Annotated in this window: 13 protein-coding genes; 1 reads left to right on the top strand and 12 read right to left on the bottom strand. The window is 57.1% G+C overall.

Features of this window, described 5'->3' with window-relative positions; genetic code table 11:
• From B3759_RS15535 to B3759_RS15480, 12 genes are all read right to left on the bottom strand, one after another.
• A partial coding sequence (locus tag B3759_RS15535; protein ID WP_291367330.1) for a sigma-70 family RNA polymerase sigma factor occupies positions 1–1,418 on the bottom strand: 1,418 nt, incomplete at its 3' end.
• Between the two features lie 173 nt (positions 1,419–1,591).
• Positions 1,592–3,457 carry a DNA primase gene (gene dnaG, locus B3759_RS15530; protein WP_291367328.1) on the bottom strand — a complete coding sequence of 622 codons (1,866 nt, stop codon included), beginning with the start codon at positions 3,455–3,457 and terminating at the stop codon, positions 1,592–1,594.
• An 11-nt stretch (positions 3,458–3,468) separates the two neighbouring features.
• Positions 3,469–3,930 carry a GatB/YqeY domain-containing protein gene (locus tag B3759_RS15525; RefSeq protein WP_291367326.1) on the bottom strand — a complete coding sequence of 154 codons (462 nt, stop codon included), beginning with the start codon at positions 3,928–3,930 and terminating at the stop codon, positions 3,469–3,471.
• 251 nt (positions 3,931–4,181) lie between these two features.
• Complete coding sequence (locus B3759_RS15520; RefSeq protein ID WP_291367324.1) at positions 4,182–5,165, bottom strand: LysR family transcriptional regulator; 984 nt, start codon at positions 5,163–5,165, stop codon at positions 4,182–4,184.
• Positions 5,155–6,117 (bottom strand): agmatinase, encoded by a 963-nt coding sequence (speB, locus tag B3759_RS15515; RefSeq protein ID WP_291367322.1) that lies wholly within the window; start codon positions 6,115–6,117, stop codon positions 5,155–5,157. Before speB (B3759_RS15515) ends, B3759_RS15520 begins: the two co-directional genes overlap by 11 nt.
• Entirely contained in the window at positions 6,114–7,064 is a 951-nt protein-coding gene (gene speB / locus B3759_RS15510) for an agmatinase (protein WP_291367321.1), read from the bottom strand. The genes speB (B3759_RS15515) and speB (B3759_RS15510) overlap by 4 nt, the downstream gene beginning before the upstream one ends.
• The gene (locus tag B3759_RS15505) at positions 7,061–7,834 is read right to left on the bottom strand and encodes a creatininase (RefSeq protein ID WP_291367320.1); all 774 of its coding nucleotides are present in this window, start codon (positions 7,832–7,834) and stop codon (positions 7,061–7,063) included. Before B3759_RS15505 ends, speB (B3759_RS15510) begins: the two co-directional genes overlap by 4 nt.
• A 31-nt stretch (positions 7,835–7,865) precedes the next feature.
• Positions 7,866–8,576 carry an SDR family NAD(P)-dependent oxidoreductase gene (locus B3759_RS15500; protein WP_291367319.1) on the bottom strand — a complete coding sequence of 237 codons (711 nt, stop codon included), beginning with the start codon at positions 8,574–8,576 and terminating at the stop codon, positions 7,866–7,868.
• Between the two features lie 6 nt (positions 8,577–8,582).
• Positions 8,583–9,335 (bottom strand): SDR family NAD(P)-dependent oxidoreductase, encoded by a 753-nt coding sequence (locus B3759_RS15495; RefSeq protein WP_291367441.1) that lies wholly within the window; start codon positions 9,333–9,335, stop codon positions 8,583–8,585.
• Entirely contained in the window at positions 9,335–10,123 is a 789-nt protein-coding gene (locus B3759_RS15490) for an ABC transporter ATP-binding protein (RefSeq protein WP_291367318.1), read from the bottom strand. The genes B3759_RS15495 and B3759_RS15490 overlap by 1 nt, the downstream gene beginning before the upstream one ends.
• A 2-nt stretch (positions 10,124–10,125) precedes the next feature.
• Entirely contained in the window at positions 10,126–10,938 is an 813-nt protein-coding gene (locus B3759_RS15485) for an ABC transporter permease (RefSeq protein WP_291367316.1), read from the bottom strand.
• Positions 10,935–11,921 (bottom strand): ABC transporter substrate-binding protein, encoded by a 987-nt coding sequence (locus tag B3759_RS15480; protein WP_291367314.1) that lies wholly within the window; start codon positions 11,919–11,921, stop codon positions 10,935–10,937. Before B3759_RS15480 ends, B3759_RS15485 begins: the two co-directional genes overlap by 4 nt.
• Positions 11,922–12,346: 425 nt before the next feature.
• Here B3759_RS15480 and carA point away from each other — a divergent pair, with 425 nt between their 5' ends.
• Positions 12,347–13,768, top strand: coding sequence for a glutamine-hydrolyzing carbamoyl-phosphate synthase small subunit (gene carA / locus B3759_RS15475; RefSeq protein ID WP_291367313.1), 1,422 nt, complete (start codon positions 12,347–12,349; stop codon positions 13,766–13,768).
• The last annotated feature ends 8 nt before the right edge of the window (positions 13,769–13,776 follow it).

Below are 13,776 nucleotides of genomic sequence, written 5' to 3'. Positions count from 1 at the left end.
CCACGACGGTATTCAAACTTATCTACCGCTTTCATCAGGCCGATGTTGCCTTCCTGAATCAGGTCGAGGAACTGAAGGCCACGATTGGTGTATTTCTTGGCAATCGAGATCACGAGACGCAGATTGGCCTCAATCATCTCCTTCTTGGCGCGGGCTGAATCGCGCTCGCCACGGGCGACGGTGGCGTAAACACGACGGAACTCGCCAACAGACAGACCGGTATCCTGCGCCAGTTCGGCAACCTGCGTCCGCAGATCATTCATCGTGTCTGTGTGCTTCGTAACAAGGTTTTTCCATCCCTTGCCCGGAAGCGTGGTGATCATGTCCATCCAGCCCGGCTCAAGCTCATGGCCACGATATTTCAGCAGGAAGTCGTCGCGGGAGACTTTGCAGCTTTCGGCCAGTCGGAGCATTCTGCCTTCAAAGGCGTTCAGACTCTGGAACAGCTCCTTGAGCTGCATGACCAGCTCTTCGATCCGGTTATTGTGCAGGTGAACCTGCTCAACCTTCGCCACCAGCTCCAGTCGCAGCTTCTGATAGTCAGCTTCGATCTTGTCGGTGGTTTCTTCACCCGCCACAAGCGCATCGAGACGCTTGCTCTGCATCTTCTGCAGCTTCTCGTAGAGCGGCTCAATCTCATCAAACTGAACAAGAATATCCGGCTTCAGCTTTTCTTCCAGAGCCGACAGGGAAAGACCGCTTCCCTCCCCTTCGGCTCCATCGACTTCCTCTGCGTCTTCCGCATCATCCGTCTCGTCTTCGCTGTTCTCTTCGCCGTCCTCACCCTCGGCAGGGACGCCTTCCGGACCGTTCTGCTCAGCCTGCATGGCTTCAAGATCGACGATATCGCGGAGGAGCATGTCGCCGACCTTGAGGCGCTCATGCCAGGAAATAATGGCACGGAAGGTGAGCGGACTCTCACAGAGTCCGCCGATCATCTCATTGCGGCCAGCCTCAATGCGCTTGGCGATGGCGATCTCGCCCTCACGGGAGAGAAGTTCGACCGACCCCATTTCACGCAGATACATGCGGACCGGATCATCGGTGCGACCAAGGTTTTCGCTGACATTGCCGGAAGCGCTTTCGGTCCCGGCCTCGGCTTCGGCCTCTTCTTCCTCGGCTTCCTCTTCCTCGCCTTCGGCTGTCTTTTCCGCCGGAGTCTCGGTTTCGTCGTTATCTTCGTTTTCTACGACCTGGATGCCCATCTCGGAGAGAATGGCCATGACATCCTCGATTTGCTCGGAAGACATCTGATCCTGGGGAAGAACCGCATTCAGCTCGTCGAACGTGATGTATCCACGCTCCCGGCCCTTGGCTATCAGACGTTTAACAGCGCCGGAGCGGGTATCGAGGAGTGCATTGTCCCCGTCCTGTTCACCTGACGTGGTGGTCGTCCCGGCTGCAGTCTTAGTCGCCATCCCTGGATAGTCTCCCTCTGCCCGCTTCCTGAAGAAGGAAAACAGGACAGCACAAAATGCACACATAAAGAATAAGGCAGCGTGGAGGTGGTCGATCCAACCACGGAAGTCAAGGCTGCTTCCTCAACAAACAGGCAAGTTATCTGTGTGTTGCATCTGTAACACACGATTTTTCAACTGAACCCGTCCTCCATGCGCCGCAACGCCGCCAGCGCGTCGATTCGGGATTTCAGCCTGTCCCACTCATCGGGGTCCATCCCGTTTTTCGTCCAGGCTTCCGTATCCCGCACAACATCAGCCTCAAACTCCGACCGATTGACGTTAGCATAAAAGTGCCACCATTGCATTTCCGGCGTCTCGTCAGCAGTCGCGGGATCAGGCTGACGATCCGTTGTCGGACTACAGGAAGCCCTGATTACAGCCTCAGCCTTCTCACTCAACCCCTGAACCGACAAAACCTGCATCAGTCTTGCATGTATATCTTCTGGATGAAACTGCCCTTCGGCGTCCAGATCATCCTCCACGAACATCATGATCGCAGAACGCAGTTCGGTCAGATCTTCCGGTAACGTCAGGCGACACCAAGCATCTCCGATACGCTCAGCAAGCCAAGGATAACGCAGCACAAGGTCCGTCAATTTCTCCAGACTACCCCTGTCACCGCTAAAGGGGGTTTCCGCCCTCGCACCCAGACTGATGTCGGGCAGAACAGGACCAGTCTTTCCTGACCGTCCGCCGCCATACGCAGGACGTTTCTGGCGGTAGGTCTGAAAAAATCGGTCGAGAAGCGTGGAGCGATATTCACCGCCGAGCGTCTTGTCTTCAATCTTGGCGGCGGCCTGCGTGAGGCGACCACGGAGAGCAGCGCGCTGCTCCGGTGTCGGCTGAGCCGGCGTGCCTTCAGCAAGCAGGTCAAAAAGCATGTCGGCCAGAGGGCGGGCCTGAGCGAACAGTGCCGCAACAGCGTCTCGTCCACGACGTTGGAGGAGGCTGTCAGGGTCCTCGCCCTCGGGAAGCAGACAGATACGCAGGCCACGATCAGCAGAGATGAGAGGCAGTGCGGTCTCGGCGGCACGAACGGCTGCGCGACGACCGGCGGAATCACCGTCAAAGCAGAGGATGGGAGAGGGTGTCGCCTGCCAGAGCACTTCAAGCTGCTCGGGCGTCATGGCCGTTCCGAGCGGGGCGACAGCACCCGTGAAACCGGCCTGATGGAGGGCGATGACGTCCATGTAGCCTTCAACGACCAGAGCCTCGACGGGCGGCGCGCCTCTGGGGCGGGCGGCGCGGAGGGCTGGTCGAGCGCGATCGAAGCCGAACAGGAGGCGGCGCTTGGAGTAGAGCGCGGTTTCGGGACCGTTGAGGTATTTCGGCTGCCCATCGCCGAGGATGCGGCCACCGAAGGAGACGAGATCGCCGCGACGATCACGGATTGGGAACGTCACGCGGTTCCAGAACAGTTCGCCTTTGGGCCGTCCCTGCTCGTCGAGACGCATGAGGCCGGCTTCGGCCATCGCTTCCGGGGTGATGCCCTGAGGCTTGAGGGCGTCCACAAGGGCGTTGCGGCGATCACTGGCCCAGCCGAGACCAAAGGCGGCAATGGTCTCGTCGGTGAGGCCGCGTCGGCGGAGGTAGTCGAGGCCGGGGCGTCCAGCGGGCTGGTGCAGGTCCTGGGTGTAGATGCGCTGAGCGGCTTCGAGCACGTCGCCGAGGGTTTTCTGGCGGGCGGCTTCCTCGCGGGCCTTGGGGCTGGGCTTGGGAACGCTGAGTCCAGCCTCGGCGGCGAGGGTTTCGACGGCTTCGGGAAAGCCTTTGCCTTCGATCTGCATGACGAAGGAGATGGCGTCGCCGTGCGCGCCGCATCCGAAGCAGTGGAAATGGTCGTCGTAGACGTAGAAGGACGGGGTTTTTTCGCCGTGGAAGGGGCAGCACCCCTTCCAGTTGCGGCCTGAGCGCGTGAGCTTGACGCGACGAGCGATCAGGGGCGCGAGTGGGGTTCTCGCGCGGAGTTCGTCGAGGAAGGCGGCATCAAGGCTCATGCGACCATGATTTAGGCGGAGAGAGCGGCCTTGACGAGACCGTTTGCGCGGCCGAGGTCGAGGGAAGCGCCGAATTTTGATTTCAGCGCACCCATGACCTTGCCCATGTCCTTCATCGTTGAAGCGCCAGCCTCGGCGATAGCGGCTTCGACAGCGGCCTTCAGCGTGGCTTCATCCATTTCCGGCGGCAGAAATTCACGGATGACCTCGATTTCGTGCTGTTCCTTTTCAGCGAGGTCTTCCCGGCCACCTTCGAGGTACATTTTCACAGATTCCTGACGGGACTTGACCATGCTGCGGAGCGTAGAGGTGATGTCATCATCCGAGAGCGCCTCCTTGCCCTGCCCGCGCGCAGCGATGTCGGCGTCCTTGATTTTCGCGCCGATCATGCGGAGCGTGGTGACGCGCTCTTTCTGACCGGCCTTCATGGCGGTCTTGGTTTCTTCTGCAATGCGGGTGCGGATATCGATCATGGGATCAGGCCTCCAGTAAAGTGAATCAGGTGCAGGGGGTGTCTCCCTTATTCTCAGGCTGGTCAAGGAAAACTGCTTCAAGGCAGTCCGCCTCCCGGACGCGCTTTCCAAGAAAAAGCGCTGTGTTTCACACTCAATCTGGTAGCGATGCGCTCCTGAAACCGGGATTTAAATGATGTCAAAAAGCATGCGATTGCAGAAGAATGGAAGGACAGAAAAACAGTTCATTTAACCCAGTAAAATTCATATATTCACTTTCCAATACGGCATCTTTTGATGATCTCATCGACAAATGTATTTATTATTCTGTTTTTCTCATCTATCGTTCTAAACGCGACATAATGCTTTGATGAAAATTTATATATATCATGCTTTATGGCCCGCATCTGCTTGCTCTTGACGTAGGGGAACGCTGCCTGCTCAGGCAGAAATCCGATAAAACTTCCTGACAGAATCATCATCAGTTGCGCCTCCATATGCACAATGCTGCCACTGGCGCGTGGATGACGGATACGCTGAAGATCCTCAAGCTTGCGATAGGCCCTTACGGAAAACCGGGCCTGATCAATCATGTCTTTCGAAATATCAGAATCTTTCATGACAAAGAACGGATGCTGGTCGCCGCAATATAAAGCGTGCGGCTCTTCACAAAGCTCCACATACTGCACGCCGGGAGCGTGACGTGCGAAAGGCCCCACCACGACATCGCGCGTCCCGTCCGCCACCTGAAGCTCAAGATCCTGCGGTACACCCAGTCGCAGATCGATATGAATGTTGGGGATCTGAGCCACGACACGCGCCAGGACATGCTGAAGAGCCATCTCGGGACTGTTTATGATCCCTCCAATCGTACCAATCCGCAGCCTACCCCCCAATTCGGTTGGAGCCTGACTGATCCGGGATTGAAAAGTGTCGATACTTTCAAAAAGATCCTGAATTGCCTCGACCGTTTCCTCGCCCAGAGGTGTCAGCCGAAAGCCCTTGCGTCCCCGAAGACAAAGCGCCCCGCCCAGTCGCTGTTCCAGCGCGGCCAGATGGGTGCTCAAGGTGGACTGACTGAGATTGAGTGTTATCTGGGCAGCCGCAAAGCTGCCCGTTTCCGCAAGTGTCGCAAACACCCGCAAGAGGCGCAGATCAATATTGTCGAACCGCCGCATCCTCGTAGCGCCGGGAGCAGCCTGCTTTTTTTGGGCAGACAGGAGGGAATGCGCCGATGGGGGATGTTTAGGACTCATGCTTCCTGAAATACAGGATGCGTCCGATAAAATTAAGCAGCAATTGTGCTGCCAGTATGGGTGTTATCTTGGCAGGATCATAATCCGGCGCCACTTCCACCAGATCAATTCCTGCGACATGGCCTCTTTCAGCAAGCGCCGCAAGCAGTTCCAGTATTTCATAATACAGGAAGCCTCCATGACTTGGCGTGCCTGTTCCCGGAGCAATGGAAGGATCGAAAGCATCAATATCAATGGAAAGATAATAGTTCACACCAGCAGGAATACGCTCAAGCAGGGCTTCCAGCCCCATTCTGCGCACCTGCCGCACGCTAAGAATATCCGAGCCAAACTCACGCGCATCTGCATAACCTTCGCGCGCTGTGGAAGACACGTTACGGATACCGATCTGCGTCATGCCAGTGATGTAAGACTGCTCTGCCGCACGGCGCATCGGGTTACCGTGACCATGACGAACCCCCTGACGCTCATCCACGAAGTCGAGATGTGCATCAATCTGGATAAGATGCATCGGGGGCTGATCATCGAACGCCCGGATGCAGGGGATGTTGATGGAATGATCGCCACCCAGAACCACCGGCAACGCTCCCGAAGCAAGGATGGCGCGAACACCTGCTTCAATGTTCGCGTGGCTCCGCTCCGTATCCGTATGCACGATATCGGCATCGCCTATATCGACAATGCGACCTCCTGTTCCATCCAGATAGACCCGATCATCTTCGTGATCGTAGGCTCCTGCATGGCCAAAAGCGAAGAGGGTTGAAGCTTCGCGGATGCTGCGGGGACCAAAACGTGTGCCACTGCGCCACTGGGTGCCACAGTCAAATGGCGCGCCCATGATTGCGACGTCCGCATCGATGGCGGACCAGTCAGTCTGTATCGGATATTTTCCGAAGCTGCATATCCCGACAAAAGGCAGATCAAGGCGACCGCTGTCGTAACCGTTTTTCATGCCTTCTCTCCTGCCGCAACAGCACAGAGCAGCTCAAACATCATTGTTGCACCGGCAAGAGACGTAATGCCTCCTACATCGAATGGGGGTGACACCTCCACGACGTCGGCACCAATGATATCGAGACCATTGAGACCCCGGACCATTTTCTGTGCTTCACGCATCAGAAAGCCTCCTGCCTCCGGCGTGCCTGTGCCTGGAGCAACCGAAGGGTCAAGGCAGTCAATATCGAACGACACATAAACGGGGCCGTCCCCTACGCGCTCACGAATGGCGCTGATGATGCCGTCCGGCCCAAGGTCCACCGCCTCATCCATGAGGATCAGGCGGAACCCGGCTTCACGGGCATAATCATAATCGGTGGGAGAATACAGCGAACCACGCAGACCGATCTGAAGCGTGCGACTGCTGTCGATCAGCCCTTCCTCCACAGCACGCCGGAAAGGAGTGCCGTGCGTATAACGGTTTTTCCCGAAATAGGCGTCACCGGTGTCGGTATGACTGTCAAAGTGGATCAGCCCGACAGGACGCTCAGCCGCAAGGCCGCGCAGGATGGGCAGACTGACAAGATGGTCGCCACCCGCCGTGATGGGCACCGCACCAGCGGCCGCAATGGCAGCGTAATGTGCGGTGATCATGTCGAGGCATTCCGTCACATTGAACGGATTGACCGGACAATCTCCGATATCAGCCACATTCAGCGACTGATAGGGAGCGATCCCGTTGGCGTTGACCTGCCGCATCATGGAAGAGGCATTGCGCATTTCACGCGGACCGTGGCGCGCACCGGAACGATTGGTTGTGCCGCCGTCATACGGAATGCCGGTGAAAACGACGTCGTAACCCTCTGCGCTACTGGCCAGCGGGAGCCGCATGAAAGTCGGAACACCCGCAAAACGGGGCACCTGACTGGCATCGATCACATGGGTTTCACCATGATGGGTCATAGTCCGAACTCCTTGCTGATGGCTTCCGCCAGCAGACGTGTATGATCATCCATCAGCCACTTCCCTTTTTCGGCAGTCGATCCCTGCGCCTTGGCCAATACGCCCGAGGGAGGAACAAAATCCGCACGCAGCGGCCAGCGATCATAGGGTGGGAACGTGGCAGGCCCATCATTGGGGACCTTGCTCATATCAACCAGATCGTCTCGCACGAGCAGCATCAGCGAGGTTTCGAGCAGGCTTGCATGCTCGAGTTCCGTGCCGGGAAATCCTTCCGGAAACAGGCGATCGAGCGTCGCACGTTCGACAAAATCCCAGTATTCCAGACGCATGGCGATAAGATCTTCGATCCCGTCGCGTCGGATATCGCGCATGGCGAGATCGAGACCTTCCACGGCAGGCCAGGCATTTTCGAAATGACCGTTCACGAGAACGATCCGTTTGACACCATGATGCGCCAGCCGACACACGATATCGCGGATGACGAGGGTGAGCGTATTGGCGTCCAGCCCGATGGTGCCGGGAAAATGCTCGCCGCCCCCAGAGCGCGGCTGCGATTTGTAGCCATAGGGCAGTGTCGGAGCGACCAGCCCGCCGACCTTTTCCGCCACCCGTTCGGCGACGGCAGTGGGAAGAACCTGATCGACATTCAACGGCAGATGCGGGCCGTGCTGTTCCGTGGCGCCGATCGGCAGGAACACCACAGGATTTTCCGCCATACGGTCAGCAAAATCTGGCCAGGTAAGTTCAGAAAGTTTGACAGTTCTGGACATGATAGTCTGAAGCCTCCGAACGGAAAGCAGGTCAGTGCATGGCGGCGCCGCCATCCACGTTAAGGCACTGGCCCGTGATGAAGGATGCGTCCGCAGACGCGAGAAAGAGAGCAACCCGGGCAATTTCCTCAGGTCGTCCGATACGCCCCAGTGGATTGGAAAGATCCTGAGCCTGTGTAGCGGCATCCTGCTGGGCGAAATTTAGTAGCGGTGTATCGACTGGTCCGGGTGCGATGGCGTTGACCCGGATGCGAGGCGCAAGCTCGCGCGCCCATGAACGCGTCATGGACAGGGCCGCCCCCTTGGTGGCGCAGTAGGCTGAAGCCCCGGCGCGCCCGAGATAGGCCAGTTCGGACGCAATATTGATGATACACCCGCCTTCGCCCATGAAAGGCAGGGCGTTCTGCGTCACCAGAAAGGGGGCGCGCAGATTGACTGCCAGCGTAAGATCAAGTGCTTCACTGGTTAAATCCTGAAGCGTTTCTTCGATCATGATGCCCGCGCAGTTGACCAGAACGTCGATCCGGTTTTCCAGATGCTGCGCAGCATCGCTGACGGCTTTTTGCAAAGCTGCGACATCTGTCAGATCGACTTCCAGACCATCAAGCCCCTCAACAGGTGCTTTACGATCCAGGCCGATCACATTGGCCCCAGCCACTGACCACGCCTGCGCAATGGCAAGCCCGATCCCTGACGAAGCTCCTGTCACAAGAACATGCTGATGTGAGGACTGTATTTTCATTGGAACCTACAGGGGATATTCGCCGCGATCGATCTGGATCGTCTGGCCGGTGATGCTTGCTGCGAGGGGAGACGCAAGAAACAGATAGGTATCCGCTACATCCGACGCCGTCATGAGGCCCGGAAGAGCCTGAGCTGCGATAATGTCGTTCAGACAGCCCTCTTCGCTTTTCCCGCTCCGTTCCGACATCGTCGCCAGAGAGCGCATGGCGGCCTCCGTGCGCACCCAACCCGGCGCTACGGCATTGACGCGAATACCATGCGCCCCAAGCTCAAGCGCCCAGGTTTTTGTCAGACCGATGATGGCGTGTTTGGAAGCGACATAGGCGCCAAAAAGCGGTTCCGCTACACGGCCCCAGATCGACGCCGTGTTGATGACAGCGCCTCCAGCCCGCATGAGAGGACGCACCAGACGCGTGACATGATAGGTGCCGACAACATTGGTGTGGATGATCCGCTCAAACATGGCGACGGTTTCGGCGTCCTGATTCTCCAGCGGGGTCAGCCGTTCCAGTCCGGCATTGTTGATCAGAACGTCCATCGGTCCGTGATCGCGCAGACCTTCAGCGATAGCGGACGCGTTTCCGATATCTGCTTTTACAGCCTTCCCCTTGAGAGAGGCGGCCACATCGCAAATCGCATCGTCGTCAGCGAGAAGTGTCAGGGATGCCCCTGCGCGCGCGAAAGCCTGTGCCACGCCAAGGCCTATCCCCCGACTTGCTCCCGTGATGAAAACAGACTTATTCGAAAAATCTATCATCATGCGGCAATCTCCCTCACCTGACGGCCTCGCAGAAGGTGCAGTATCTCGGTACGCAGATGGAAAAACTGCTCGCTGTCGCGCACGGTTTCGTTTCTTTCTGCACCGATCAAAGAAGTCACGTCGATATCCGCAATGACATGCGCCGGACGGGGTCCGAACACTATGATCCGATCAGCAAGGAAAACGGCTTCCTCGACATCATGTGTCACGAAGATTGTGGTCTTCCCTGAACTCTTCTGAATTTTCCGCAGTTCGAACTGAAGATCCTCGCGCAGATTGGCGTCAAGTGCACCGAAGGGTTCGTCCATCAGCAGCACATCGGGATCTGCAGCGAGCGTCCGGGCGATTGCTACGCGCTGCCGCATACCGCCTGAAATGCGCGACGGAAAGCTCTTCGCAAAATCACCCAATCCGACCAGTTTGAGGAAGTGCTCCGCACGGTCCTTCTTCTGACTGGCCGAGAGGTCTCTGCGAAAACGCATGCCAAACTCGATATTCTTGCGCACTGTCAGCCATGGAAAGGAAGAGTAGGACTGAAACACCATGCCGCGACGGATATCCGGCTCACCGACAGGCGTTCCCTGAAGCAGAATCTCTCCGGAAGTCGGCGTATCAAGGCCACCGATCATTCGCATGAGCGTGGTCTTGCCACACCCGGATGGACCGAGAAAAACCGTGAAATGACCAGAAGGAATGGAAAGATTGAACGGTTCCTGCACGACCGGGACGTCTCCGAAGAATTTCGTGACATTCCGGAACTGGAGATAGGGTGAGATCTGTTCCATATTCACTGATACCTGAAGAGCTTGCGGTGCAGCAGGCGTAGACACTGGTCTGTTACAAGACCAATCAGGCCGATCATGATGACACCAGCCATGACCTGATCGGTTTTCATGAAGCGTCGCGCCGTCCAGATGACGAAGCCAAGACCACTATCGGAAGCAACGATTTCCGCAATGATGACATAGGTCCAGCACCAGCCAAGACTTATACGCATGCTGTCCATGAGCTGGGGCAGCATGGCCGGAAGCGCCACAGGTAGAAGTGTCTCCCTTGGCCGAGCGCCCAGTGTGTAAGCCGTTTCGAAATATTCGTTGGGAATACGCTTCATGTCAGCAGCGATCATGAGAACGAGCTGGAAGAACGTCCCAAGCCACAGCAGGAAGATCTTGGTTGTCTCACCCACCCCGAACCAGATGATCGCGAGCGGCACGAGCGCCGGCACTGGAAGGTAGCGGATAAAATCGATCATTGGCTCCAGTGTCGCGCCAATTATGCGATATCCGCTCATCAGGATTCCCAGTGGCACGGCCAGCAGAGCCGAAAGAATAAAAGCCAGCCACACACGTCTGACGGACACCACCGTATTGGGCAGCATCGAGCCATCCGTACACATACGGATGAAAGTCTGCGCGACCTTGAGTGGCGTGGGAAGGAAGGCGGGTGCCACCACGTGTAGTGACACCAGCAACTGCCAGCCGCCGAGAAAAGCTGCCGCTCCAATCAATGCTGCCAGCAGCGTTGCGCTTTGGGGGATTGGCACCCGGAAACGAAACAGGCTGCCGGGATATTTCCGAGAGGAAGAAGCCGATGCCGTCATGGAGAAGAAATCTCGGCAATCAGGCTGCTATCGATGGAATGCGCTGGGTCGAGACGAACGGAGGCAGCTCCATTTTCGATGTTCAGCCCCATGAGGGTGACAAAGATCTCGTTAATTTTCCCCGGCTTTTTCGGTGTGCCCATATAGGCTTTGGACTGCGCCAGATCCGTATATTCAAGACTCCCCACGACGCTTTTCTTGAAGTCATCGGGCGAGAGATCGAAGTGAGGCGCAGCAATCTTCGCAAAGTCTTCCGGATTGGATTTGTAATAGGCCACAGCCTTGTACAAAGCCTTCAGGAAACGCTTGTATTTGTCGGGATTAGCCTTCAGGTCGTCATTGCGAGCCACGAGAACATCCACGATGTAATCAGGATAATCCGCTGACGACACCAGTTCCTTTGGATGACGATCTGCTGAAATGCCCAGTATCTGCTGCAAAAAAGGCTGATAGGTCACGACTGCCGCAATACTCGGGTCTGCAAATACTGCCACACTGTCGGAGGTCAGGATTTCCTTCATCTTGAGATCGGCCAGCGTCATGCCGTGCTTGTGCAGTTCCATCTGCAAGAGAAGACGACCGGGAATATTGCTTTCCGAGGCAACGATCTTGCCCTTGAGGTCACTGACGTCGTGGATAGAACCGTCAACAATCACCCCATCCCCACCAAGGCTGCGGTCGATAGAGCCGATGACGATGCCCGGCGTGGTCTCGTCCCGCGGCCTTCCCTGATATTCACTGAGAGCGCGCATTTCTATCTCGATGGAACCATGCGCCATAGCAGCCATAACATCGGAGCGTTCGTCAGAGAATTTCAGATCGACGGAAAGATGGGCGTTCTTGAAATACCCCAGATCCTGAGCAACCAAAACCGGCGCAAACCCTGTCCAGACAGGGGCCATGATTCGAATTGTGTCGTCAGCGTGCGCTACTGTCGCACAGCCAAAACCGAGAACAACCGCAAGCACTTTGAGTGACTTCATCACGCACCCCATCATATCGTTACCGAAACATACTAAAGGTGTGATGGCTTTATGGGTATCAAAATGTTCAGAACATTATATCGATAAATCTGGATGTATTCACATCGACATGGCGAAGTATTCCGATTGGATGGCCGGCCGCCTCTCCTCAACTGATACACTTGATTGATTCTCACACGCCTTTGGACCAACGCCCATAGCGCAATCGTCTTCGTATCCAATCAACAGGAAAGTAGGCTTCAGTATCTGCTATTTAACGTGGGAAAGCTTTGCGGCATGGCATCGACTGCGTAGCACGATGAACTGCTCTCTCATGGATTTTGCCTGAGAGAAGAAAATTCCCACCATAATTTTCGGGTTGGGAATTTTCTTCCCACCACCGTTTCAGACTGCTAGAAGTCCTCTCGGTAGGGAGTAAGCAAGCCATGTCTCTGTCTGTCGAAGCCATCATTGAACGGATCGGCGGTCCTGAAAAGATCGCAGCACTGACTGGTGTGGGCACTGAAGCCGTGCGCAAATGGCGTCAGGCGCGTACGATTCCTCCCAAACACTGGCCCATTGTGGCCCGGGCTGCTGGCGTTTCACTCGATGAACTTCAGCCAGCATCAGCCGCATCTTCTCCATCCCTTCCCGAGTCCCCTAACCGGAAACCGACCATGTCCGAACAGCGTGCAAGCTCCGCCACTGATGTTCCGGAGGGAGCGACAGCCGCCCTCGTCCTCGCCGATGGCACGGTGTTCTGGGGAATCGGCTTTGGCGCCGCACCGACCGACGAAGCGATCGGTGAAATCTGCTTCTCCACCGGCATGACCGGTTATCAGGAAACCCTGACCGACCCGTCCTTCGCCGGACAGATCATCACCTTTACCTTCCCGCATATCGGCAATGTCGGCACGAACAGCGATGACGACGAAGCCCTTCGTGTTGCCGCACGCGGTCTTGTTGTAAAGCAGGACCTGACGGAGCCGGCCAACTGGCGCTCGACCGAAAGCCTCGATGCCTGGCTGAAAGAACGCAATGTCCCCGGCATCTGCGGTGTTGACACGCGCGCGCTGACCCTCCGCATCCGTGACGGCGGTCCGCAGACTGCCGTTCTCGTGGCTGTCAGCAACGGTCAGATCGACCTCGACGCCGCCAAGGCAAAAGCGGTCGCATGGCCGGGTCTGGAAGGCATGGACCTTGCCAAGACCGTGACGTGCGACAAGCCCTACACATGGTCCGAAGGCGTGTGGAACTGGCCGTCCGGCACCAAGCCGCTGCCCGCCAAACGTCGCAAGGTTGTCGCGGTCGATTATGGCGCGAAGCGGAACATTCTCCGGTGCCTGACAACCGCTGGCTGTGATGTCACCGTTGTGCCGGCAACGACCTCCGCCGAGGAAATTCTGGCGCTCAAGCCGGAAGGTGTATTTCTCTCCAATGGCCCCGGTGATCCGGCAGCCACGGCGCCTTACGCCGTCCCCGCTATTCGCGGCGTTCTGGATGCGGGCATTCCCGTGTTCGGCATCTGCCTTGGCCACCAGCTTCTCGCTCAGGCGCTTGGTGCCAAGACCTACAAGCTGGCGCAGGGCCATCGTGGCGCGAACCAGCCCGTGAAGGATATCGAGACCGGCAAGGTCGAGATCACCAGCCAGAATCACGGTTTCGCCGTCGATGAAAAGTCGCTGCCGAACGACGTAAAGGTCACGCACATCAGCCTGTTCGACAAGTCGAACGAAGGCATCGCTTCGACTACACTTCCGGCCTTTTCCGTGCAGTATCACCCGGAAGCCAGCCCCGGTCCGTCCGACAGCTTCTATCTGTTTGAACGGTTCGTGGCGCTGATCGACACACACGGAAAGGCCGCCTGAGCCTTCCC

Source organism: Acetobacter sp. UBA5411, assembly GCF_002409645.1.
GTDB lineage: Bacteria > Pseudomonadota > Alphaproteobacteria > Acetobacterales > Acetobacteraceae > Acetobacter.
Note: the sequence above shows the minus strand (reverse complement) of the source record. Positions and strands in the feature narration are given on the sequence as shown.